Raw genomic sequence first — 24,100 nt, 5'->3', positions numbered from 1 at the left:
CTTGGATACAAGGTGCGCGCGTCGGTCAGCGTCACGACCTTGCTATGCCCACATCGGCATAACGGCAATTCTCAGCGGTGCCCCCGCACAACCGTGGTCTGTTCTCATGATGCCCGCCGTTGGCCTTTCGCACCGTTGCGTCCCGGCTGGGTGTACTCCCGGGAACGCATCCCCCGGGGTATCGAGCGGTACCGCTTCGGCAATGTGGCTGTAGTTTGACGGAAGGAATCGTTCGCCGCCACGATGAATCCGAGGATTCTGACAAGGTGGTGAGGATCACTGGCTGACCCGAACCAGGAACTTGTAGGTCCGTGCGTAGCACGCGTGCCACGTCCAACGGGAACCTACAGTTCAGGTGTCGAGATGCAGCGAAGACTGACAAACCTGACCGCATAGATTGACAACGATCATTCAGGTCGCCATCGCTCGTACCTGTACTGATTCACAAGGAAGCCGCTGACGTCACCTATTTTCTGTCAAAGTATCCTGTCGATCTGCCTCGCGGTTCCGGATGCACTACATCAAGATCACTGCTTCGATGCTGCGCCGGGATGTTTCGGAACGGACTCGCACGAGTGTCAGGTCAGCGTGTCACGATCACCGCCATGAACGCACAGACGAGCCCCGTCTCCGAGTCGACGGTAGTGCTGGCGATGGACTACGGCCAGTTCTGTCTCGACGGCGGACTCGGCGACAGCGAGATGGAGCTGCTCGAGCGGGGCCCAAGCGGCGCAACCCAGCGCCGGCGACGGCACCATGGTTGTGGTGTTGTGCCCGCACCAGAACAACTTCGAGATGAGCGTGGAGGTGCAGGTCTTCGACCGCCGTCCCGCAGCCGACCGTTCGAACTGGCAGCAGGTCAGCGAAGGGCATCTCGAAGTCGACGCGCCTGGAATGCTGAGCGTGTCGTCCCCGGCCTCTGAACCGGTGACGGTCGCGGTGCCGCCGGGACAGTACATGGTCGAGGTGTCCGGCCGCGGGTTCGTCAACTACGACTGGTCCGGTTCGACCACGCCGGGGGATGTGTGGCGTCGGCGGCTGTGGCCCGACGACGGCAGCGTCATCGGACCTGCGCAACTGTGGGACATGCCCGGCTACGGCATCCCCGAGAACATCCCGCCTGCGACGGACGGGCCCGGCGGTTCGATGACGGACGAGTCGTGAACCCGCAGCTGAGGCAGGCGATGATGACAGTGCTGGTGTTCATCGGGTTCGGTGTGGTGTGTGGGATCGCCGCCGCTGCCGTGTTGTGGTGGTTCGCGTCCCGGCCGTTCGATTTCTACACAGCCGGCTATCAACCGCTCGACTTCGCGTCTGTCCGCCTCGCTTCGCCGTCGCCGACCGGGTATATGGCGGTGTTGGTTCTCGGTGGTGGCGTACTGGGAGCGTTGGTCGGTGCGCTCGTGCACCGCGTGGGGTGGGGGCTGGCGCGGTACGCGATACGGCCAGCTACCCGTAACGTCCTTTAGCAGATCGGAAGGTGCGACACATCCCCTGAAGATCAACCCGCAGGACGGGTGACAGCAGCATCAGTGGGACGACAGCTCTTCGAGTGCCCTGCCCGGAACCGCACAATGCGGCGCATCTCGGCGACTTCGCCTGAGCTGCTGAGTGTTGATCGGAAGTCGGTCGTTCGTGCTTGCATCGCGGTGAAACTCGCCGAACTTACTGGGATCGGATACCGCGTTGTTCTCGGCCGCCGATCAGACACAGACAGCAAGAAGCGCCGCGGTCAGAACGAGTGCGTCGGTTCCCCGAGTCTTCTGTCGAATCAATTCGACAGGGACTTGCCCGAAACCCGTTTCGAGGATCAGCCCGTCGTACGTCAGGGAGGCTCGTGTCCGGATCCGGTACATCGCGGTCACCGCTCCTACCGTGGTGAGTGCCATCATTGTCGGGTTCGTCGCCACCAGCGGCGCGCTCAACACCATGGTGACCACTGCTGCCATGACGGGGATCGCCGTCAACGGCAACCTCAACAGACGATCATCGGCCCCGAGCATCACCGCGAGCGCGGTATCGGCGCACAACGCCCGCAGACCGACACTGAAAATCATGCACACACCGAACACGATCGCCAGATACATCCCTGCCGCAGCGATCGGTGAGAGGACTGCCGACAGTGCCCACCCTGTACAGACGGCACCGGTAGCGAGAGCCAGTGAGTGCGGACGGCGCGCATGACGCATCGCATCGATACGGATCAAAGCGCGGGTGCGGGAGGTGGGCACGCGGCGGGAGGCGCGACGGGCCACACGACGCCATGCCCGTTGTTCCAGGGCGCCGGTCACGATCGACAGGTCCAGCATCGTCAGCGATACCGACGCCGCAACCGTGGTCTCGGAACCGATCACCATGCGGGCCAACGTGATCCGGCCGCACCGCCAGACGGAGATCACCGACAGTGCTACTGCCACTATCGAGACGACGAGGACGGGAATCCACGAGGTGATCAGCACAACTGTGCCACCCGCGGCCGCGACGATCGCTGCTACGCCTGCGCCCGACACACAGACGGCGGTAACAACACGGAGGGCCCAGGCGGGAAGAACCCCGCACTGAACGAGCACTCCGAGCGCAACACCGCTGATGCCGAGACCTGCTCCGAGCATCGTGAAAGGCAACCAGTGCTCGAGTTCACCGACGAATGCGGCCAACCGGCCCCCGGTCAGGCCGGCGGCACCACCGATACCGAGGGCTGCACCGATCCGCGGCCGTAGCATCGCGCGGCGGTCGACGAGGGTGGGCAACAACCACCATGCGGTCTCGCTGCGCACGCTCACCGGACCCAGCGCTGACGCTCCCGTGACCACGACCGCCATGAGAACCCCGGTCAGGACCCATCCCCATGTCGAGTTCCATTGCTCGGTCGTGTCCCTCAGAAATGAGGTGGTGAGCACTGTGGACGGCCGTGTCGTGAGCCACCAGAGGACCCCGAGGCACACGTACACCCCGAGCGCGGTCAGCGCGAAGGTTCCCTCTTTGAGCATCGGCGGTGTATGGGTGCGTTCGAAACTGCGTCGGAGGGCGCGCAGCGCCGCTGCCGAAGGTATCGGTCGGATGGTGTCGGTCAGCGCCATGTGTCACCGTCGACGATTTCGTCGGCTACTGCTGTGACCAGGGCGTGGTCGTGGGAGACCAGCAGCACCGCAGTACCTGTGTGTTTCTCTGCGTTGATGGCCTTCGCCAGCCACGCACGCCCACTGGCGTCGAGGTGTTGCTCGGGTTCGTCGAGCACCAGTACCCCTCGCGGTCGCACCAGCGCCGATCCCAATGCCAGGCGATGACGCTGGCCGCTGGACATCGTCACGGGAAGCTGATCGGAGATCTCGACGAGACCCACGTCGTCGAGGATGCGAGTGGCCGAATCGTAGGGGTCGGCGACGCCGTGGGCGACACCGACGAGTTGCAGATGCTCGTGGGCGGTCAGGTGCGCGAACATGGCGGGTTCACCGACCACTGCGGCAACAGCGGCACGGAAAGTCGCGGAGGACTCGTCGACCGGGGTTCCTTGGATGGTGATGCTGCCGTGATCGAGCTGATCGGCGCCGATCACACAGCGCAGCAAGGTGGATTTGCCGGCGCCGTTGGCACCGACGATCGCGCAACATCGGCCTGCAGCGACATCGAAGTTCACGTCGGAGAAGACGCACAGGTCACCGAAACGGCGACCGGCCTTGCGTACCGAAATGGCGGGGTGAGGGCGGAGCGAGTGGGTGGACATGGGGATCTCCTGGTATTCCTCGTGCGGGGACGCAGAATCGAGGACGCGGAGACCGATCGTTCAGGCGAGCACAGTCGATACGGCCTCCGCCCAGAGGCCGGGAGATCGAGGTCGTGGACGGCCGGAAGTATCCGGGTGGGAATGCCGGCGCAATTCGCCGCGGCGGCGGTGTTCTTCCTCGGTCGGCCCGCGCGTAGTGCGGCCGAACCCGAACAGCGTGTCGTCTGCGTGGGCCGTCCTCAGCACGGCCGCCACCGCGACGACGGTGACCACGATCCCTGCCAGCAATCCAGGTGTGGTGCCTGCAGAGCTGGGATCGACGGAGAAGAAGATGGCAACGGCCCACGAGAGCATGAACACAATCAGCGCCACGGTGCTTCGGGGGCCGAAGAACATACCGACCAGCATATACAAACGGACACGGGCAGGCCGAGCGTTCACGTCGGGTAGGCAGTACCCAGGGTGCGTCGAATGTGCGGCACCGGCACTACGGTGTTCAGCCCTGAGGAGATCTTCACCGACGAAACCGCGATCGATGCGCCGCGGGGACCCGGTGTTGCGCGAGGGCGGCGGCTGTCGGAGCAGTCACCGGTCTGGCGTGCATACTGAGGCAATGACACTCTCGTCTGCACCTGAAGCGCCGTTCGGACGCGTACTGACCGCGATGGCCACCGCCTTCACCGCGGACGGCGACATCGACGAGGAGGCGACTGCTCGGATCGCACGGCATCTGGTCGACCACGGACACGACGGGATCGTCGTCTCGGGGACCACTGGTGAGGCGGCCACGACCACCACCGCCGAGGACGGTCGGATACTGCGCGTGGTCAAGGATGCGGTGGGCGACCGCGCAACGATCGTTGCCGGGGTGGGCACCAACGACACCCGGCACACGCTGGAATTGGCGCGCCAAGCCGTCGAGCACGGCGCCGACGGGCTGTTGCTGGTCACGCCGTACTACAACAAGCCGAGTCAAGGTGGCGTACTGCATCACTTTCACACTGTCGTGGAGACGGTCGATGCGCCCGTCATGATCTATGACATCCCGGGTCGGGCGGGCACCAAGCTGGCGCCCTCGACATTCGAGACGATGGCACAGTGGCCGTCCGTGGTCGCAGTGAAGGATGCCGCTGGAGACCCCACACAGGCAATTATGTTGCGCGAGTTGGGCTATGCGGTCTACTCGGGGGACGACAGTCTGACGCTGGGATTTCTCGCGTACGGGGCGTGCGGGGTTGTTTCTGTTCTCGGCCATGTGGCAGGCGATGAGATCAGCGCGATGATCACAGCGTTCTTCTCGGGCGATGTCGAGGCGGCGCGGCAGATCAATGCCCGTCTGCAACCGGCGTTGCAGGCGGTGATGGGCGTTCCCAATTACGGCGCGACGACGGTCAAGGGCGCGCTGCAGTTGCTCGGCGTTCTGCAGAACAGGGCCGTGAGATCCCCGCTTCTGGCTCTCGACGACATCGAGTACGACGCACTTCGAACGGGGCTGTCGGCCTCAGGGTTGCTGCGGTGATCTGATGATGGCCGGGGCAAGATGCCAGAGCACCGATGTCGTGACGACCTCATGATCGGAAGTCTCATGGGCGCACGATCATGGTCCCCAGACCGAGTGTGTCGGACAGAAACGCGGCAACGTCGTCGACCTCCGCAGCAGTGCACTCGAACAACACCTTGATTTCCACGTCGCGCTTGGCGGCGTCAACGGTGAGTGCCGCCGCGCATATGCCACCACCGGTGTTGCTGCCGCGGAACACGTCCACTCCCTCGCCGTCGGCTGCGCAGGTGCCTTCCAAGAATCCGTAGTCCACCGGATAGATCGCTCTCGGAAACCGCGGGTGTGCTGAACCTCTGGCGCGATCGATGCGCAGGGGAGCAGAGACGGCCAACTGAGCGAGTGCATCGAAGAACGACGGTTGCATGATCCAAGTCTGCCCGTGCTCCGCGGCCACAAGGCACGGGACAACCCGTCGAGACTCGCTCACCATCACCCCACAACACCGCCCTGAGGCGCGGGCAGTTGCCGCCACCTACGATTCTTCGGTGACCGATTACGACGACCTCGACATGTTCGGCGGCCTCGACGCCTCAGCGCTACCGCTCCGGCAGCAGCAGATTCTGGAAACGATCCGGGACTGGGTGGCGACCCACGGATGCGCCCCCAGCACCCGCCAGATCGCGGACGCGGTACGACTACGGTCGACATCGTCGGTGTCCAAGCACCTCAAGAGTCTCGAGGACAAGGGTTTTCTCCGCCGCGGCGCCTCCGTGACCCGGCAAATGGATGTGCGCCCGTTCCTCGCAGGCACCGACCGTGGGCGGTCGAACGACAACAATGTGGCGGTACCGGTGGTGGGCGACATCGCGGCCGGTGCACCGATCCTCGCCGAGGAATACCACGATGAGACGCTGACGCTTCCTCGCGAGCTGGTGGGCTCCGGCACCGTGTTCGCGCTGCGGGTGCGCGGTGAGTCGATGACCGATGCCGCGATCTGCGATGGCGACGTCGTCGTGGTGCGTCGCCAGGACGAAGTGCACTCCGGCGAGATCGTCGCCGCGATGATCGACGGCGAAGCCACCGTCAAGGTGTTCCGGCGCCGCAACGGTCACGTGGTCCTCGAACCACGCAATCCCGCCTACACCGAGATCGACGGCGACGACGCGGTCGTTCTGGGCAAGGTCGTGTCGGTGATGCGCCGCATCTGACGACAGGCAGAAAGTCCACGAGGCAGTTCGTCTCCGACAGCTATCGCCGCGGCTGTAGAGCCTTCACGCTGAAGTCCACTTGCCCACCCACCGAGGCGTTGGAAGGTCGTGGTGCCCATGCTGTCTCCTGTACTACGTGTCGCATGGATCCTGTCACTCGGCGTTCTGGTGACTGGGTGCGCAGCAGACGGTGGTGGCGATGATCCCGCAGCAGTAACCGCTGATGCAGCCGGAACGTCCTGTCAGCGGGTCGAATCGTTCGCTGGGACGCTCCGAGTCGGAAATCCGACGCCGATGCCTCCGACCGATGCCCCAGCCGATCGAACTCTGGCGCCCGGCGAGGTTCCCGCGGGGATGGTCTATCCCGTGCTCGACGTCGTTACCATCGGCCCAGGTACTGACGCGGGGGCGGACAAGGTCACCTTGTCATTCGGCGGTGACGGTTCGATCGGTTGGTCCGCAGGATACGTGGACATTGCTTTTCGTGACGGCACCGATGTTCCCGCCCCGGTTTCCGGGAAGTGCCTAGTGCAGATAGACCTCAGTGGGGTGGACACGGGTGATACCTGGAACGGTGGGTCGCCGGTCCATCTGTTCCCCTCCGGTGCGTCGGCGATCGTCGAAGTGTTCAGCTATCCCAGTGACAATCACCTGGCCCAGACGTTCATCGGTACCCGCACGGGCACACCGGTGATCACCGTCGACGCTGCGGATCCCACCGATACGCTCACCGTCACGGTCGAGGCATCACTGCGGTAATTCAAGGGTGGTGGCGACGATGCCTGGGAATGACGGCGCGCGCACGGACGACGGACAGCTCGTGGCGACACGAATCGGTTCCGTCGAAGACATCGTCCACGACGTAGAACATCAGTTCAGGGACTGCACAGGCACGCTGTCCCTTGGGAAGAGATGTTCCACTACCCTGTGGCCGTCGAGCGGTGGGGTCAGGTCCCTGGTTTCCTCGGGTGAACACTTCCGCCGATCCTGAGAGGAAGCCCGATGCGCATCGACCGTCTCGTCCTTCCCGTCTCCCGCATGGTGCTCCAGCACCGCGAGGACGGCAGGATTCTCGTCGCCGCGGAGGACGCACTGGAGATCCTCTACGAGGCCGAACAGCAAGGCGTGTCGATCTGGAGGGAACCGGACTACACCGCGGTGACCGCCTTCGGCGAAGTCTTTCCCGGCGATGCCCCCCATCCGACCTGGTGGGCAGTCGTCGGTACTGCGGCACCCGAAACCACCGTCCATGTCACTGTCGACGACGAACAGGTACCGGACCCACCGATCCACCGGCTGGCCGAGCTGTGGGCCTGTGAGTGGATCGCGCACCCCGCCGTCATCCGGGTTCACCGCAGCGATGATCATCCGGTCTCCCCGATCCGGATCGGGCGCCCGGATTTTCTTCCGCCGGCACGGTACCCAGAGTGGGAGATCGGCACATGAGGGGAATTATTGGGATAGTCAGGTTCGGTCTTGCTCGACTCGGATCGCGCAGTACCGGTAACCGTCCTGATCGGTGACCTGCTGCCATTCGAAGGCGACCACGGCACCAACTTCGACGGTTCGGAATCCGTCGTCGACGATGTGACTGAAGTGCGCCCAGCACCCGCCAGGAGTCTGCGGAGAATCGATCACTCCCCACCCGTCCTCGTCGTTCCACGTTCGGACGACGCCGGTCGTGTGCCCACCTGTGGTGAGGGCAGGCGGAGCCTGCTCAGAAGACCCGACCGACACTCCCTCGGCGCTCCCGTCAGCGTTCATCCGCCACAACCCGGCCCGGAACGGCCGCCCACTTCGGACAACAGGATGAGACCCCACAGGCCACGCTCTGGTGCATTCAAAGACGTAACCCGATTCCGGTCTACCGAGACGATGCCATTCGAACTCGACCTGATCACCTGGGTGCAGGGCAGGAAACCCGTCGACCGCCACCGCAGCGAACCGCACAAGGCAACCCCCGGGGACATCGTTTCCGTCGATCACACCCTGCATGCGTTCGAGGTTCCAGCTGCGCACTATTCCTCGGCTCGTCACGGGCCTAGTATTTCCCATAGTCGTCGCCGGCCACTGCACTCCGACCCTCCACGGCGTCAGGCACCAGACCGGGAGCCTCCCTACTATTGCCGACAGCCTGACCGGATCTGGCTGGCCGGCGTGCTCGGGCTGGCGGTAGGGGCGCATTCCGACCTGCACTTTCGGCCTGGCCAGTTGGCGGCCGAGGTCGCGCAGGTGTTCGCATGGACTGAGCGAGTATGTGTTGGGAGAGAATGTGAAGCGGGAAGCCGAATATCTGGTGGCCGGTGTACTGGTCGTTACCGCGATCGCAGGAGGCGCGGTGGTAGCGAATCGTGTCGCTACCGGCACCAACGACTCGGCCAGTCAGGAAGGAACTACCACCATGACCAGCCCGAAAGGACCTGCTCCGAGCGACGAGCCTTTGCCTGAAGAAGACTATGATCCGTCGGTTGAAGACCCGTTCCTCGAAGATGGCGAACCCGAAACATACGAAGAGTTCGCCCGGGATGCTGCGGCCGGACAGAATCCGAACGACATGCCGCCAGTGGCGGGTGGCGGATCGATCACGGTTACTGAACGCGAAAGCGGGCCTCCTCGATAGTTTGCGCCACGCGGCATCCGCTTTCGGAGGGTACCGCGTGTGCATGAGGTGGTGAGCGTTCGAAGCTCATCGCTTCCTGCGAAATCCGACCCGGTAACTTCGTCGGGACGGATGCGGACGGCAATCCACGTGTCCTGTGGAGTGAGACCAGGCCGCCCGGGTCGAGGTGCTCGGCGGGACGTTTTCCCAGGAATGGGGCGATCAAGATTGTCCTCGGGTCGGACACACAGCCGGCCTTGCGCAACCACCGGCCTCTCGCACGGTGCGTTACTGTGGGCCCATGCCGACACTTCGTCGAAAGAATGACTCCGCCTACTGAGTCCGACGGCGCCCTCGACCGCGCCGCCATGACCGAACAGCTCACCACCCGGTTCGCCGACCGCATCGCGGACCATCGCGAGACGCTCCGCCGCCTCGTGGCCACCGGAGAAACTCCACATCATCAATCGGCTCTGGTCGACAGCCGCCCCGTCGAGGGGCCGTCGTTGACCACGCCGCACCTGCGGATCCACGTCCGCCACAGCTGTCAGGATGCCGACGAGTTGGGATCTTTCCCTCCTGGTGCGGCGCCGGTGTGCGTGCGCATCCACGTGGAGGGCTATTCCGATCGGTACCCCGACCGCCGATCAGCCAAATCCGACCTGGTGCACACCATGCCCGCCACCGAATGCGAAGCCTGGGCACGTGCCCTGCTCGGCCGGCAGTGGTCGGATTATGCGTACGAAGTGATCCGCCGTACCGATGTGGACCCGCGGATGCACACCGACATGGCGTACACCCAGCCCCTCTTCGTGGTGTTCCTCGCATCGGACGGTAGCGCGCTGCTGGCCCCGGACAACATCGTCTGGAACCGGGTGTGGCCGAAAGTCACCGACGCCCGCAAACTCGATCCGGATCCGGCGTCGACCGCACTGCTGGCACACATCGCCCGGGTCGGCCCGTACGCGCCGACCGACGGGATCCGCCATCCCGACACCGAACCCGACGGCGGTTGGCGACTCGACGTCACCGGCCTACCCCTCGGCGAACTCACCGACACCGCGGCCGCGACCGTACGCGCATTGCGCGACGGGATCCGGGTCCGAGGCACGATCACCAAGCAGTTCCGCCCGGTCCGGCTTCATGTCGAACGTGACCGTGCGGTGGTCCACTTCCGGTGGGCCCGCAACCTGAACACCTTCGCCCTGGACATGCGACCACCGCAGACCGGCAACGACCTCGCAGGTCCGCCCTGGCACACTCCCGTCGCTCTCGCCGCCGCTGTGATGGCGCGATGGCAAGAGGAATTGCGCACGGGTCTGCTGATTCACGGCACACGGCACACGGCGCCGCGAAGGTGACACCCTCTACATCTCGGGTCCGGACACCCGCACGACCCGTCAGGAGTACTGGGTCAGCACGGTTCCGCTGCACGAACACTCCGGGGCGTGGCTCGCTGACGTCGGGCTCCGCATCGACCGCCCGCGCGAATGGAAGAAATCGGGTGTACTCGCAGCCTGGGTGCAGGCTTCCGTGAACAACGGCATCGGTAATCCGTATCTCGGGCACGCCGCAGCGCACTGGTCCGGCGAGACCTCCGCGCACCTGGACGTCCTCGAAACGGTGCCCGGAACCCCGGATATCGTCACCGCCCAACTCGCACACCGCATCACGCACATGCTTGCGGACCTCGGTGCAGAGACGATCAGGGCTTGCTTCGAGAACGAGCATCTCGCCGGTCTCGGTTATGTGACCCGTCCCGAGGAGTCCGGGATGGTCCTCGATGTCACCGTCATGCCGTGAACATTCGGTAGCGATGCGTTACACCGCGGCGGAAACCGGAACCAGGCTCCGTCCTACACGTGACGGCGAGACGCCCGGGGCGAGCGGCAGACCAGCCCATCCCAGTTGTGGGAATGCGGCCACTTATCACTGAAGGTCACACACATAGACCTGCCTCGAATCCCGCGCCGATCAGACGAATTCCAACGACCCCTCCACCGGCTGCCTCACCCGCCGCGTCCCCGGCGACCCCAACGCCGACGCCAGATCCGACCCGTCGTGCTCGGCCAGCAACTCACCACCGGACCACACCAGCAGCGTCGCCGCGACCGTGTGCTCGGCCACCGAATGCGACAGATCGTAGTGCGCGCATCCCGGCACCCCCGCGTAGGTGATCCACAGATCGAAACCGGTCATGAACAAATCCAGATCGAACTGCACACACAGGCCCAACAATTCGCTGCGACCGGTGTCATCGACACCGGCGAACGCCTCGTCCAACGCCAACAACCTGGGGGCGTGCGGATCGGCCGAATCGAGCATCACGTGCGCCGCCGCGAACAACGGCAGATGCAGCGACACCGACTGCTCACCACCGGACAACGCCGAATGACGCGCCGGCGTCAACCGGTCCTCGCTCCCATCGGCACCGATGAGGCTGAACGAGAACACCCGCCACCGCCGATAATCCAGCGTCGACGCGAGGATCTCCGGGTACGACCGCTCCGGATGCGCCGCGCGTTCGGCGCGGATCCGCGACGCGAAATGCGCCCGGATCCCCGCCAGGTCCTCCGGCGACAACACCGACGCATCCCGGTCCAGCAACTTGCACACCGCCCGCGCCTGTTCATCGAGATGGTCGGCAAGCACCCAATGCACCCCGATCGTGGTGCCCGACGACATGTGTCGCTGCCGCATCTCGCTGCCCATCCGCCCGATCAGATCGCGGGCGTCGACGGTGCGTTCGTGGATCTGCTGCGACAACCCGGTCAACAGCGCGTCTTCGAGGATGCGCCGCTCCGAATCGGTGAGCAACGCCTCCTGCTCCTGTCTGGCCTGCGCAATGCGCGCCGCGAACCGACCGACCGAGCTGTAGCCCTGCTCGTCTTGCACCTGCACCACGGTCACCCCGTCGGGGGCGTCCCAGGTCAGCCGATAGTCGCGTCCCCGCGCGAGCTCGGCATCGAAATCCTGCAACGCGGACGTCAATGCCGATCCGGTCGACTTGCGCGCTGATTCCCCGGTCGACACCGACTCCGTCGCCGTCTCCAACGAGCGGAACAATGCCATCACCTCGACGGGCATCGTCTCGACGGCAGCACCGTCCACTGCCGAGGAATGCCGGATCCGGTAGACCAGGTGATCGACATCGAGCCACGCCGCTTCACTCGCCGGCCACGCCCGCTCGCTGTGCACGTCGAGCAACGCCAACAGGTCGCGGTGCGCGAACGGCGCCAACTTGCGGGCATCGCTTTGACATTCCACCAGCGCCGACCGCAACGTCTGCTCCGCAGCCGTATGTGCCGCCTCGGCCTTGCCGATCTGCTCGAGTGCCGACTGGAAAGCGTTCCGGGCTGCCCGCTCGGCTGCCTTCGCCGACTCGATGCGCCCACGGGCATCCGCGAGTTCCGCATCGATGCGCTCGGCGCTCGCCCCGATCGACTCCCGCAACGTCTCCAGCCGCTGCTGCTGATGTGCCAGCGATTCGGCGGCCTCGACGGAACGTTCGGCGGCGTCGTCCGCCGCGACCCGGGCCTCGTCGTGCCGCGACTGCGCCTCCCGCACACGTTCGGCGGCATTCGCCTGCTCCCGCAACGCACGCAGCAGCGCCTGACCTTGTGTCCGGAAATGCCGGATCGCGGCATCGAGACTATCCAGTTCGACGGCGGTCAGCGGGGTGCGATGCCGCGCCGACTCCGCACGCAACTGCTGTTCCTTGACCGCCGCATCAGCGATCGCCTGATCGAGATCCCGATCGGCCGCCGCCGCCGATTCCTGCGCGGTACGCAACGCACCCGCACACTCGGTGACCTTCCGCAGCGCCGCAAGCACCGCACCCGTGCGGGGAAGTGCCTTCACCGCACGGTCGAGGGCGTCGAGCCTCCCCCCGAGCGCCTGCTCCTCCTCACGCAGGGACTGCGCCTCGGCGCGGACCTCGGTGATGCTCGCGTCGAGTTCGGCGATCCGGCGCTGTCGTCGTCGCGCCCGTGCTGTCGCCCCGATGAACTCCGCATGGTCCTTCACATGCCGGCCGAGCTGCACACCCTGCCGATAGCCCCCGCGCGTATCCACCGCTACCCCCAGACCGGAATCCAGGTCGGCCGTCAACGCGATCGACGCCAGCACCTCCGCGACCCGCGCCTCGGGCACCGATGTATCCGATTCGGGCACCAGAACATCCGCCAGGGTTCGACCGGCCGGTCGCTGCTCGGGCGGCAACGCCACCAGCACCTGCTCCGACTCCAGATCCGGCACCGCGCCCTCGCCGCCGACGAGCCATCCGTCGAGCAGATTCGCCGCCTGCAACGCCGCCTCGACACCCCCAGCCTCGTCCGCGGACACCTCGTCCCGGAACCGCACGAGCTGCCACAACGGGGCGCCGTCCCAGCCGTCCCGCGACCCGCACCGAGCCGGGAACGGTGGGGGAGCGTCGTCCCGCTCCGCCGCCACCGCGGCACGTTCCTGCTCGAGCTCACCGATCCGCACCCCGAGCGCGTCGATCTCCGAACCCATGGCGCGCCGCCGGAACCGGATCTCCTCGACGACGGGACCGATGTGCTCGGCCAGCACCGCGGCCGGCGCGATCGCGTCGTCCTCACCGACCCCCCCGAACGCCGCATCGAGCGCCTCGAACACCCCAGCCGACAACCCCACGGTCCCGAAATCGCCCATGTGCTCGGCCCACCAACGACGCAATTCGCTCGCCGCGTCGCCGCGGGCCAGTTCCACGACGGTCTCCGCGGCCTCCACCGCAGCCAACGCGGTGTCGCGCTGACCGCGACTGCGCGTCGCCGCCGCCTCGGCCCGCGTGCGCGCCGCCGCCGCACCCTCGACCCTCGACAACGCGCTGCGCACCGCCCGCACATCACCGTCGCGTTCCTCGGCGTTCGCCTCGATCGCCGCGACCAGCCGATCCGTCCGGTCGAGGTGCTCCACACCCGGCCACGTGATCGACGCATCCCCGGCCGCGTCCTGCATCGCATCCTCGGCACGGCGCCGCGCCGCGGTCGCGGCCGTCAACATTTCCTCGGCACGAGTGAGCTCACCTCGCCGGTCGGCCATCGAGGTCTGCGCCCGCGCAGCGTTCTCCGTCTGCGCGGCCGTGGTGCGCTCGAGATTGGCCACCACCGACGCGAGATCGTCGAGTTGCTGCTTACCCTCGTACGCGCTCGACCGCTGCAACGCCTCGAGCGTCGTCCGAGCCTGCTCGAGCTCCCGCTCGGCCCCCGTGAGTAGTTCCCCCGACTCGGTGCGCGCGGCAGTGGCCTCCTGCTGGGTGGTGGCGGCCTGCCGCAACGCGAGAACCGCGGCGTCGACGGCCTCGAGCCGCCCCGACACCTGCTCCACCGCGACCCGCGCCTGCTGCCGCACATACCTCGAATAGACAGCGACGAACCGCTGCGCCGCATCATCGGCGGCGGCGAGCGACTCCAGCGTGCGGGCCACCTCCTCCATGTCGGAGAACGAGCGGGCAGCCTCGACGACCAGCTCGTCGTCGAGCGGCCGCAACCCATCGGTCAGCGCCTGCGACAGTCCCTTCGGATCCAGATTCTTCGCCAGCTGCGGACGCCGCAACGTCAGGATCAGATTGATCAGCTGGTCGTAGCGCTGCGCCCCGAGCCCGAACATCCGGGCATCGATCGCCGCCCGGTACTCGATCGGCCGCTCGGTGATCGCATCGGCACCGACCTGGTCGATCAGCTGCTTCTTGGTCAGCGGCCGATCCTCGTCATCCAACAGCGAGAAATCGACACCGACCCGTCCGTCCACCACGAAATGCCAGCGCGTGACCTTGTCGTTGCCCTTCGTCGCGCGCATCCCGATCCCGACCGTGACCGCCTCCGGATCGTCACGCTGCCCGCGGCTGAACTCCATCCACACATACGAATGCGCGCTCTCCTGTCCCTGGTACAGCAGATTCGAGCGCATCGTGCGTTCCTCACCGGCGAACGGGTTCAACCGGCGAGGCTCGATGCGCCCGTCCAGCACGAACGGAAACAGCACCTCGAGGGCCTTGGTCTTCCCTGAGCCGTTCGGGCCGCGCAGCACCAGACGTCCATCCGCGAACGAGAACTCCTGGTCGCGGTAGTCCCACAGGTTGATGATGCCGGCACGCGCCGGGCGGAAACGGGCGCTGCTCATGAGATCTCCGTGTCGATCGAATCGGAAACAGTGGAAGCCGAACTGCTGGGCAGATCACCGGGCGGCGACGAATCAGGAAACAGATCGATCTCCGGATCACGTTTGCGCACACTGACCGTCACCCCACGGAACCGCGCCAGCGCCGGCAACGCCAGCACCCCACCGGCCGTCCGCACCACCAGCCGCATCTGCTCGAGCCGCTCCGTCGCCGCCCGCGCGAGCCCCACCGGATCCGCCTGCCACTGCGCAGCGAACGTCCGCCCGTAGGTGTGGACGAGCCGCCCGATCGTGCCCGTAATCCACGAATTCTCGATCAGCGGATGCGTCGCAACCGCACGCTCGGGCACACCCTCGGGGCGATCGACGAACTCGCCCGGCGCCGCGGACACCAACGGTGTGAACAACCCCGACCGCGGAATCGCGCCGTCGATCGCCGCCACCAGAGCATCGTGAGCATCCGCAGGCAGCGGCATCATCTCCGGCGCCGCAGCATCCGGATCCAACACCCGATCGCAGATCTCCCCGGCAAGAAGCAACGCGACCTGCGCGACAGTCCCCGTGTTCGGGAACCGCACATCCGACAACCGACCCGACGTATCGACCAACGCCACCCCCTCGGCCCGCCGCTCACACACCAGACCCGTCAACAACTCCACCTCGTCGGTGGTACGCGGCAACGCCAACTGCAACGCCTCGTCGTCGGACAACTCCTCGGCGTAGACCACCGGCTTCTGCACCAGCGCGCGCCGTACCCGCCGCCGCACCTCACCGGAATCACCGTGCGGCACGGACGATCCGAGCAACGCCCGCACCGACGTCAGATGCTGCAACGCCCGCGGCGGCCGGAACATCGCGGCGACCACGGCACGATCGATGTCGTAGAGCGCCTCCCCGCGGCCCGGATCACTCGCCCAGCCACCCGCATCACCATCGGCGAGCGCCAACGCACCCCGCACCGTCAACCACGCCACCGCATCGACGAACGCATCCCGGTCGGCCGCACGCCCGGTATCGAGATCGACGCCGTCCACCCGGCCCGCATCCGACGCCACATGATCGGCCAACTCCGACAACGTGATCTGACCACCACCACGCCCCAAGGCCGCGATCGCCAACGCCAGATACGCATACCGACGACGATCGAACGGCCGATCCGTCGCCGTAGTCGTCCCCGAACCCGGATCGAGCCGATCGGCGACCGTGAACAACCGCGCCGTGGTCTCGGTGACCTCGAGCCGATACCCGAACGTCGCAAGCAGATCCTCACGCAACTCCGTCGCCCACCGGCGCAGCGACGACAACGCCGACCGATCCGGGAACGTCGTCGTCACCAGATGGTGCGTCAGGATCAGCCGCGCCGCACGCTGATACGAATCGAGATCGACCGACGCAATCGACCGCGCCTTCACTGCACCTCCACCGACAGATGATCCAGATACAGACTGCCCCGCGCGGTGCGCACCACCATCGACTCCTCACTCGGCCGCAACGTGAGCTTCACCCCATTCTGGGTCCCCGACGTCCCCTCATCCGGCCGCACCCGGCCACTGACCGGCACCCGCGCCGACAACGCCGCATCCAGCAAACCCAACAACACCTCGGTTTCCGGCTCCGAAAGCTCCCGCTCCCGCACCCCACCGACCGCCAGCGACTTCGCGGCCTGCGCGCGGCGCCGCTGCGTCTCGAGTTGCTTCTCCCGCAATCTGCGCACCCCAGCGTCATTGCGCTGGATCCGGCCGGGCGCACCCGCGGCAGGCCGACGTCCCGTCTCGGCAAGAGTGCGCGCGATCTCCACCGGCGGCGCCTCCCACCACGACCGGGTGACCGGAACGACGTCCGCGTCGGGATGCGGTACCGAGAAATGCCGGGGCCGTCCCAGGTCGAACACGGCCCCGAACAGGGCGTGCGCGGCCTCCTCGGTGGGCGCGTTCGCAAACCATCCCGCCAGGTGTCGTAACTGCGATTCGCGGCTGACACCGCCACGCCGTTGCTCGGTCAGACGCCGCAGCAGCGACAACACCGCCGAGATCGCATTGCTCGTCGCGCCGCGCAGCCGCTCCGCTTCGCTCGGCGAGGACCCCACACCGACGAACCAATGCTCGACCCCACGCCAGCGCAACCGCCAGTCGGCCTCGCGTTCCTCGAGCGCGAGCAACACCCGCTCGTCGTGCTGTGCCGCGAGCGTCGGCAGGGTCTCGGCGCCGGTGGCGTGCACCCGGTCGAGGGCGGCGGTGAGCTTCGGGGCGTAGCGGGCAAGATCGGAACTGAACTCGCGCATGTGCGTGAGCAGCGCGTCCTTCTGGTCGAGGAAAAGCTCAGGGGTGATCTCGGTGGTGCGCACCAGATCGCCGAGCACGAGATAGAACCGGGCGGCGCGCTCGGCCATGTCCGACAGCGTCGCATCGAGCCGGCTCAGCTTGCGATAGACGAGTTCACCGTCGCCTGCGGCGTTGGCGTCGGCGAGTTCGGTGAGGTCGGCGAGCAGATCCGCCAGTGCCAACCGTGACAACGACACGTCCTCCCCGCGCGACGAGAGCACATCCTCGACCGCACGGAACGCCCGGTAACCGGCCTGCCCGAACTGGTAGACGTAATGACGATTGCGGTATTCGGCGAGCGTGGCAGCCCGGGTACCGTCGTAGCTACGTTCGAGCACGCCCCAGTTGTGGAGCTGCTCGAGCAGCGCCGGAATGTCCGAGGCGCCGGGAACGTCGCCGGTGCCGTCCGCGACGATGCGGCTCAGAACGGTCTCGACCTCCCCGGCGTGCAGAAGCACCGTGTAGTTGCCGCGCGCGTGGTCGAATGCCCGCAGAACCCACAGATAGTGGGTGCGCTTCTCTGCGGTCGCGAACGAGAACAACCGCAGCCGGTCGTCCCGCACCAGCGCGTCCTCGACCGCTCCGACGCGGGATCGACCTGTTTCGTTCACCGTGACAGGGTAGGCGGACGGCGCCCTCGGTCTCGCATCACCCACGGTCCGTGTCGGCGACCGGTATGCGCGTTCGCCCTGTGACCGGGGCGCGCGAGCGGTAACCTCCGTGACCATGAGACGGCCCCTGCGTGGTGTGCTCGCGGCGATGGTGCTCGCCGGATCCGTCGCGGTGCCCGGGTGGGCGCACGCCACGCCGAGTGAGGGACTGTCGGGCGTGACGTGGGTGGACATCGAGATCCCCCCGAACCTGCTGCCGTTCGTGCCCGACGGGGTGCACACCGTAGCGCGAGAGATCACCATCGATCCGGGCGGAACCACAGGGTGGCACTATCACGACGGACCCGTCCTCGGCATCGTCCGGTCCGGCACACTCACACATCCCGGAGCGGATTGCGAGCCGGTGATCTACAACGCAGGAGAGGTGATCGACGAACCTGCAGGAGCCGACCACATGCATGTCGGCCGCAATATCGGCACAGTGCCGGTGGTCCTCGACGTCGTGTACCTCACGCCGATCGGAGCGCCACTGTTCGAGGACGTGCCAGCGCCCGCCTGCGCCACCGGCTGAATCCCACCGGGAGTGCCGCAGAGGTCGAAGTACGCGGTGCCCGAGGTGTGCCTGCCTGCCCCGACACGCACGGATCCGGACCTAGAGTGGGCTCCAACACCGACCGCGACCCGACGGCCGGGCCGGGTTCCACCGCCGAACACTGGAGGACGCATTGCCGAGCGTACCGAGTCGTCTCCTGCCCACGGTCATCAAAGCGATGCGCCGAAACCGCAACTACCTCGATCCGGTGACCGCACGCGCACACCTGACGGAAGTCTCGCTCCGCCCGCGGCCCTACGGCCCGCCGGCACGATTGCGGCGCGACGTAACCGTGACGCTCGACCGCAGCGGACAGTGGCCCATCTACACGATCGCGCCCATCTCAGGAACGCCGCACGGAAGTACCGTCTACGTCCACGGCGGGGGATGGGTCAACGAAATCGTCTCGCAGCATTGGCATCTCGCGGCGCAGATCGCCGCGGTCGCGCAGACCACCGTCACCGTGCCGATCTACCCTCTGGTGCCGTTCGGTACCGCCGGGCAGGTCGTCCCCATGATCGCCGACCTCGTCCGGACCAATCACGACCGGTACGGCACCGCGTGCATCGCCGGTGATTCCGCGGGCGGGCAGATCGCGCTCTCGGCGGCGATCACCCTCCGCGATGAGCACGCCCTGACACTGCCGCGAACGGTTCTCATCTCGGCGGCACTCGATCTGTCCCTGTCCAACCCCGAGATCGACATCGTCCAACCCACCGATCCATGGCTCGCCCGCGAGGGCACCCGCGTATTCATCGACCACTGGCGCCGCGATCTCGCCCTCGATCACCCATGGGTGAGCCCACTCGCCGCCGACCTGCACGGACTCGGCCCTCTCACCGTGTTCATCGGCACCCGCGACATCATCTATCCAGACACCCGGCTGCTCGTGGACAAGGCGACGGCAGAAGGGATCGAGGTCGACTATCACCCGGGCGACGGGCTGCTGCATGTCTACCCGCTGACCCCCACACCCGAAGGCCGAGCCGCCCGCAGCATCATCGTCGACCGACTTCGCGCACCCCGACCCGCGTAGCTGCGACCCGTTCGGCGTCGGAAATGACGGTTGGTGTACCGAACTATCCGTCACGAACCATCGGAATGGACACCAACTCGCAGCCGACGACTTCGGCTGCGGCAAGCGTGCGAGACTTCTCCGCCCCCCTTTCACGTTATACACGATCGATGCCGCTCATGAGGCCCCGAAAATTGGTCCATACTCGCCTCTCACATGCCGACACCACAGGTCAGGAGCAGCGAATGGACTACGTGCTGGGCTTCGACGAGATCGACCGCACAGATATCGCACGGGTGGGAGGTAAAGGCGCGAACCTCGGTGAACTGTCGCGCATCCCGGGCACACACGTGCCAGACGGCTTCTGCGTGACGACGGACGCCTTCCAGCGGATCGTCACCGCCGCACCCCGGTTCGACGCGTTGATCGACCGGATCGCGGGACTGGACCACCACGACCGCGAGCGGATCAGCGCAACGAGCGCGGACATCCGTCGCGCGATCGAACAGTGCCCGATCCCCGACGACGTGGCCGTGACGATCACCGACGCACACGCTGCGCTCGGTGCACACGGCGCGTATGCCATCCGCTCGAGCGCAACCGCCGAGGACCTGCCCGACGCCTCCTTCGCCGGTCAGCAGGACACCTACCTCAACATCACCGGATCAGTGGAGATCCTTCGACACGTCAGCCGGTGCTGGGCCTCGCTGTTCACCGAACGTTCCGTCACCTACCGGCTACGGAACGGGTACGACCACCGCGCGGTCCACATGGCGGTCATCGTCCAGCGCATGGCATTCGCGCAGGCCTCTGGGATCCTGTTCACCGCCGATCCGCTCACCTGCGATCGCACCGTCGTATGCATCGACGCCGGATACGGATTCGGTGAGGCCCTGGTCTCCGGTTTCGTCGAGGCAGACGTCTACAAGGTGCGTGACGGCAACGTCACCGACAGATCTGTGGCGACAAAAGAACTCGCCGTCGAGGCAGATCCGGCCGGAGGCACGAGAACCCGCATCCTCGAATCGGAAGAGCAGATCCGGCCGGTACTGGCCGACGAGCAGGCAGTACGACTCGCGCAGCTCGGCCGCGACATCGAAACCCACTTCGGGCGACCCCAGGACATCGAATGGTGCCTCGTCGACGATGAATTCCGGATCGTCCAGAGCCGGCCCATTACCACACTGTTCCCGATTCCCGAGGCTCCCGACGACGCGAACCGGGTGTATGTGTCGGTCGGACACCAGCAGATGATGACCGACGCCATCAAACCGCTGGGGCTCTCTGTCTGGCAGATGACGAGTACGGCACCCATGCGCGATGCAGGGGGCCGGCTGTTCGTCGACGTCACCGACCGACTCGCATCGCCCACGGCGAGTGCAGGCCTGATCGCGGCCCTCGGCAGCTCCGAACCGCTCGTCGGCGACGCACTGAAGACCATCGTCGAACGCGGTTTCGTTCGTACCCGCCCGGATGTACCGACCGACCGGAGCTCGGCTGCCGGCGCCCCGCATGCCCCGATCGAGACCGACGACGCGCTCGCCACCGAACTGATCGCAGACAGCGAAGCCTCCATCTCGGTGCTGGCCCACGACATCCGAACCCGAACCGGGCTTGCGCTCCTCGACCTCATCGACGCAGACATCCTGGAACTTCGCCGAATCCTCTTCGCACCGAAGAGCTCTCGAGCGATCAGGGCTTCCTTGGACGGCGCAACGTGGTTGCGTGAGCATCTTGACGAGTGGTTGGGAGAGAAGAATGCCGTCGACGCCCTGACGCAATCCGTCCCCCACAACATCACCTCCGAAATGGGCCTCGAGCTGCTCGACGTTGCCGACGCGATCCGGCCCCACCCTGAGGTCGTCGCATTCCTCCAGAGCGTCGAGGGGGCAGGCCTCGGCGACGCGCAGTTCCTCGACGCATTGGCCACACTGCCCGGCGGAGGGGAAGCCCGAGACGCCCTCGACTCGTACCTCGACAAGTACGGGATGCGCTGCGTCGGCGAGATCGACATCACCAGGCCGCGGTGGCGCGAGCACCCCACCGCACTCGTCCCGACCATCCTCGGCAACCTCGCGAACTTCGAACCGGGTGCCGCCAGACGACGTTTCGACGACGGACTGCGCACGGCGCGACAGAAGGAAGACGAGGTACTCGAACGGCTCCGCGCGCTTCCCGACGGGGACCGCAAAGCGGACGAAACCAAGGCCGTGATCGACCGCGTCCGCACCTTCGCCGGTTACCGCGAGTATCCGAAGTACGCAATGGTCTGCCGCTACTTCCTCTACAAACAAGCGCTCCTCGGCGAAGCCGAACGCCTCGTCCGGGCAGGAGTGCTGCAACGAACCGACGACATCTTCTACCTACGTTTCGACGAAGTCCGCGAGGTGGTGCGCACACAGCACGCACCCCGAGAACTCGTGCGCGAACGGCGAGAAGAGTTCCGCTCGTTCCGAGCGCTCACGCCGCCGCGCGTGCTCACCTCGAACGGCGAGATCGTCACGGGCGAGTACCGGCGCGAGGATCTTCCGGCGGGTGCACTGCCCGGCCTGGCCGTGTCCACAGGGGTTGTCGAAGGACGTGCCCGGGTGGTCTCCGATATCGCGCGGGCTGATCTGGAAGCGGGTGACATCCTGGTGACCGCCTACACCGACCCGAGCTGGACGCCGCTGTTCGTCGCGATCGCAGGTCTGGTCACGGAAGTAGGTGGACTGATGACTCACGGCGCGGTGATCGCGCGAGAGTACGGGCTGCCCGCCGTCGTCGCGGTGCCGGGCGCCACCGCCTCGATCCGCGACGGACAGCGGATCCGTGTCAACGGAACGGACGGGTACGTCGAGATCCTCTCCGATCGGATATGACAAGCGAGCAGATCCCGGTATCCGACAAGGAACGTCACGGTCGTGCATGCGCAGGTCTCCGAAGTGGGTCGCGAACTGCCGTCGCACGAGGTGCGAACGCTCAGCGGCTGCGATCATGTTCGATCTGCGCCGCGATGATCTCCGGCACGCTGACCTCAACGAGAGACAGGAGGGCGAGCAGCGGCGTGACGATCCGGTGTCCCAGCCCGGTGAGCGAATACTCGACGTGCGGAGGGATGGACGTGAGGACCTCGCGGTGTACGAGGCCGTCACGTTCGAGGGTCTGCAGGGTCTGCGAGAGCATCCGTTCGCTGATGCCGTCGACATGACGGCGCAGTTCGGAGAAGCGGTGGGTGTCGTCGGCGAGTGCTGCGAGCACCAAGGCGCCCCAGCGCCCGGTGATGTTCTGAAGCACCGGCCTGGACGCGCAGTCTCGCGCGAAAACATTGGCTTCGGGAAGGTCGGCGGTGCGCATGGCTGTCCATTTTACCTCGCGAACCATCAGGAAGAGCTACCGAAAGTATTGCGCTATCGAAAGGTAAGTGTATAAATGGGGGACAGTTGAAGCATCAATAGTTCGAGCGTCTCGGCGTGCGAACTCAACCGGAGGAGACACATGACCATCGCAGTCACCGGAGCCGCCGGACACCTCGGCCGCCTGACCATCGCAGCCCTGCAGGAACGCGGCATCCCCGCCGGTGACATCGTCGCGATCGTCCGTGACACCGCCAAGGCCGCCGATCTCGCTGCCGCCGGTGTCCAGGTTCGCGCCGCCGACTACGCCGACCCCGCTGCACTACGCGAGGCACTCACCGGCGTCGACAAGCTGTTCCTCATCTCCGGTAGCGAGGTCGGCCAGCGCCTGCCGCAGCACACCAATATCGTCGAGGCCGCACAAGCCGCCGGAGTCGGATCCATCGCCTACACCTCGATCCTCGCAGCGGACACCTCTCCTCTGGCGCTCGCCGCCGAGCACAAGGCCACCGAGCAACTGCTCGCCGAGTCCGGGCTAGCCCACACGCTCCTGCGTAACGGGTGGTACTGGGAGAACTACGAATCGGCCGTCGACACCGCCAAGGCCGCCGGCGCACTGTTCGGTGCGGCAGGCACCGGCCGCCTCGCCGGCGCCGCCCGCAAGGATTTCGCCGAGGCGGCCGCAGCTGTCCTGACCACCGACGGCCACAACGGCGTCACCTACGAACTCGGCGGCGACGAACACCTCACCTACAGCGACATCGCCGACGTGCTCTCCCGCGTCCTCGGCACCGAGGTCACCTACAAGGACCTCCCGCAGGCCGAGTACGCCACAGTGCTCGAGGGTGCCGGAGTGCCGGCACCGTTTGCACAGGTCCTCGCCGACTCCGATGCCGGAATCGCCGCAGGCGCCCTCGACACCGATGGTCATGACCTGCGCCGACTCATCGGCCGCCCCACCACCAAGCTGGCCGACGTACTCGGCGCCTGACGCAGTCCTCCGGAACACGGGCGTAGTCCCCTGGAACACGGGCAGGGTCGAGACCTGAATAC

22 protein-coding genes are annotated in these 24,100 nt (G+C 66.3%); 13 read left to right on the top strand and 9 right to left on the bottom strand.

The features are described from left to right. Positions 1-795 precede the first annotated feature (795 nt). Together HCA61_RS21775 and HCA61_RS21770 are read left to right on the top strand one after the other, a co-directional pair. Positions 796-1,164, top strand: coding sequence for a hypothetical protein (locus tag HCA61_RS21775; RefSeq protein WP_240959965.1), 369 nt, complete (start codon positions 796-798; stop codon positions 1,162-1,164). Beyond that, positions 1,161-1,469 (top strand): hypothetical protein, encoded by a 309-nt coding sequence (locus HCA61_RS21770; RefSeq protein ID WP_346777622.1) that lies wholly within the window; start codon positions 1,161-1,163, stop codon positions 1,467-1,469. The genes HCA61_RS21775 and HCA61_RS21770 overlap by 4 nt, the downstream gene beginning before the upstream one ends. A gap of 234 nt (positions 1,470-1,703) precedes the next feature. Here the strand turns inward: HCA61_RS21770 and HCA61_RS21765 are convergent, their stop codons facing one another. From HCA61_RS21765 to HCA61_RS21755, 3 genes are read right to left on the bottom strand one after another with little or no spacing between them, the layout of a single operon-like run. Further along, on the bottom strand, positions 1,704-3,080 hold the full coding sequence (locus HCA61_RS21765) for a DUF6297 family protein (protein ID WP_169690270.1): 1,377 nt from the start codon (positions 3,078-3,080) through the stop codon (positions 1,704-1,706). Further along, complete coding sequence (locus HCA61_RS21760; protein WP_169690269.1) at positions 3,071-3,724, bottom strand: ATP-binding cassette domain-containing protein; 654 nt, start codon at positions 3,722-3,724, stop codon at positions 3,071-3,073. The genes HCA61_RS21765 and HCA61_RS21760 overlap by 10 nt, the downstream gene beginning before the upstream one ends. Positions 3,725-3,784: 60 nt before the next feature. Next, positions 3,785-4,120 carry a DUF6412 domain-containing protein gene (locus tag HCA61_RS21755; RefSeq protein WP_240959962.1) on the bottom strand — a complete coding sequence of 112 codons (336 nt, stop codon included), beginning with the start codon at positions 4,118-4,120 and terminating at the stop codon, positions 3,785-3,787. 217 nt (positions 4,121-4,337) lie between these two features. Here HCA61_RS21755 and dapA point away from each other — a divergent pair, with 217 nt between their 5' ends. Beyond that, a complete protein-coding gene (gene dapA / locus HCA61_RS21750) occupies positions 4,338-5,243 on the top strand; it encodes a 4-hydroxy-tetrahydrodipicolinate synthase (RefSeq protein WP_169690268.1) in 906 nt (301 codons plus the stop codon). Between the two features lie 64 nt (positions 5,244-5,307). Here dapA and HCA61_RS21745 read toward each other — a convergent pair whose 3' ends face one another. Further along, positions 5,308-5,649 carry an inorganic pyrophosphatase gene (locus HCA61_RS21745; RefSeq protein ID WP_169690267.1) on the bottom strand — a complete coding sequence of 114 codons (342 nt, stop codon included), beginning with the start codon at positions 5,647-5,649 and terminating at the stop codon, positions 5,308-5,310. Between the two features lie 121 nt (positions 5,650-5,770). On the opposite strand from HCA61_RS21745, the gene lexA reads away from it, so the two are divergent. From lexA to HCA61_RS21730, 3 genes are all read left to right on the top strand, one after another. Then, positions 5,771-6,433 (top strand): transcriptional repressor LexA, encoded by a 663-nt coding sequence (gene lexA, locus HCA61_RS21740; RefSeq protein ID WP_169690266.1) that lies wholly within the window; start codon positions 5,771-5,773, stop codon positions 6,431-6,433. 117 nt (positions 6,434-6,550) lie between these two features. Beyond that, on the top strand, positions 6,551-7,192 hold the full coding sequence (locus HCA61_RS26455; protein WP_240959961.1) for a hypothetical protein: 642 nt from the start codon (positions 6,551-6,553) through the stop codon (positions 7,190-7,192). Positions 7,193-7,435: 243 nt separating this feature from the next. Then, positions 7,436-7,879, top strand: coding sequence for a hypothetical protein (locus HCA61_RS21730; protein ID WP_169690265.1), 444 nt, complete (start codon positions 7,436-7,438; stop codon positions 7,877-7,879). Positions 7,880-7,897: 18 nt separating this feature from the next. Here the strand turns inward: HCA61_RS21730 and HCA61_RS26895 are convergent, their stop codons facing one another. Then, the gene (locus HCA61_RS26895; protein ID WP_346777621.1) at positions 7,898-8,470 is read right to left on the bottom strand and encodes a cold shock domain-containing protein; all 573 of its coding nucleotides are present in this window, start codon (positions 8,468-8,470) and stop codon (positions 7,898-7,900) included. A 235-nt stretch (positions 8,471-8,705) separates the two neighbouring features. Between HCA61_RS26895 and HCA61_RS21720 the strand changes: the two genes are divergently transcribed. The 3 genes from HCA61_RS21720 to HCA61_RS26450 all read left to right on the top strand — a co-directional run bounded on the left by HCA61_RS21720 (position 8,706) and on the right by HCA61_RS26450 (position 10,835). After that, a complete protein-coding gene (locus HCA61_RS21720; RefSeq protein ID WP_169690264.1) occupies positions 8,706-9,053 on the top strand; it encodes a hypothetical protein in 348 nt (115 codons plus the stop codon). Between the two features lie 302 nt (positions 9,054-9,355). After that, positions 9,356-10,393, top strand: a complete 1,038-nt coding sequence (locus HCA61_RS21715) for a hypothetical protein (RefSeq protein WP_240959958.1) — start codon at positions 9,356-9,358, stop codon at positions 10,391-10,393. Between the two features lie 172 nt (positions 10,394-10,565). Continuing rightward, positions 10,566-10,835, top strand: a complete 270-nt coding sequence (locus HCA61_RS26450) for a hypothetical protein (protein WP_240959957.1) — start codon at positions 10,566-10,568, stop codon at positions 10,833-10,835. 171 nt (positions 10,836-11,006) lie between these two features. Here HCA61_RS26450 and HCA61_RS21710 read toward each other — a convergent pair whose 3' ends face one another. The 3 genes from HCA61_RS21710 to HCA61_RS21700 are packed head-to-tail and all read right to left on the bottom strand — an operon-like array spanning position 11,007 to position 18,042. Beyond that, positions 11,007-15,176, bottom strand: coding sequence for a TIGR02680 family protein (locus tag HCA61_RS21710; protein WP_169690263.1), 4,170 nt, complete (start codon positions 15,174-15,176; stop codon positions 11,007-11,009). Then, a complete protein-coding gene (locus tag HCA61_RS21705) occupies positions 15,173-16,585 on the bottom strand; it encodes a TIGR02678 family protein (protein WP_169690262.1) in 1,413 nt (470 codons plus the stop codon). The genes HCA61_RS21710 and HCA61_RS21705 overlap by 4 nt, the downstream gene beginning before the upstream one ends. Continuing rightward, positions 16,582-18,042: a TIGR02677 family protein gene (locus HCA61_RS21700; protein WP_346777627.1), complete on the bottom strand. Its 1,461-nt coding sequence runs from the start codon at positions 18,040-18,042 to the stop codon at positions 16,582-16,584. Before HCA61_RS21700 ends, HCA61_RS21705 begins: the two co-directional genes overlap by 4 nt. A 211-nt stretch (positions 18,043-18,253) precedes the next feature. Between HCA61_RS21700 and HCA61_RS21695 the strand changes: the two genes are divergently transcribed. The 3 genes from HCA61_RS21695 to rph all read left to right on the top strand — a co-directional run bounded on the left by HCA61_RS21695 (position 18,254) and on the right by rph (position 22,573). Further along, positions 18,254-18,676 (top strand): cupin domain-containing protein, encoded by a 423-nt coding sequence (locus HCA61_RS21695; RefSeq protein ID WP_240959988.1) that lies wholly within the window; start codon positions 18,254-18,256, stop codon positions 18,674-18,676. Positions 18,677-18,830: 154 nt separating this feature from the next. Continuing rightward, entirely contained in the window at positions 18,831-19,733 is a 903-nt protein-coding gene (locus HCA61_RS21690; RefSeq protein WP_169690259.1) for an alpha/beta hydrolase, read from the top strand. A 224-nt stretch (positions 19,734-19,957) separates the two neighbouring features. Then, positions 19,958-22,573: a rifamycin-inactivating phosphotransferase gene (rph, locus tag HCA61_RS21685; RefSeq protein WP_169690258.1), complete on the top strand. Its 2,616-nt coding sequence runs from the start codon at positions 19,958-19,960 to the stop codon at positions 22,571-22,573. Positions 22,574-22,673: 100 nt separating this feature from the next. Here rph and HCA61_RS21680 read toward each other — a convergent pair whose 3' ends face one another. Continuing rightward, positions 22,674-23,048, bottom strand: a complete 375-nt coding sequence (locus HCA61_RS21680; RefSeq protein ID WP_169690257.1) for a helix-turn-helix domain-containing protein — start codon at positions 23,046-23,048, stop codon at positions 22,674-22,676. A gap of 141 nt (positions 23,049-23,189) precedes the next feature. Between HCA61_RS21680 and HCA61_RS21675 the strand changes: the two genes are divergently transcribed. Continuing rightward, positions 23,190-24,038 (top strand): SDR family oxidoreductase, encoded by an 849-nt coding sequence (locus HCA61_RS21675; protein WP_169690256.1) that lies wholly within the window; start codon positions 23,190-23,192, stop codon positions 24,036-24,038. The last annotated feature ends 62 nt before the right edge of the window (positions 24,039-24,100 follow it).

The sequence above is a fragment of the Rhodococcus sp. HNM0563 genome (genome assembly GCF_012726195.1).
Lineage (GTDB): Bacteria > Actinomycetota > Actinomycetes > Mycobacteriales > Mycobacteriaceae > Rhodococcus.
The sequence above is the reverse complement of the archived record's forward strand: the minus strand, read 5'-3'. Positions and strand labels throughout refer to the sequence as shown.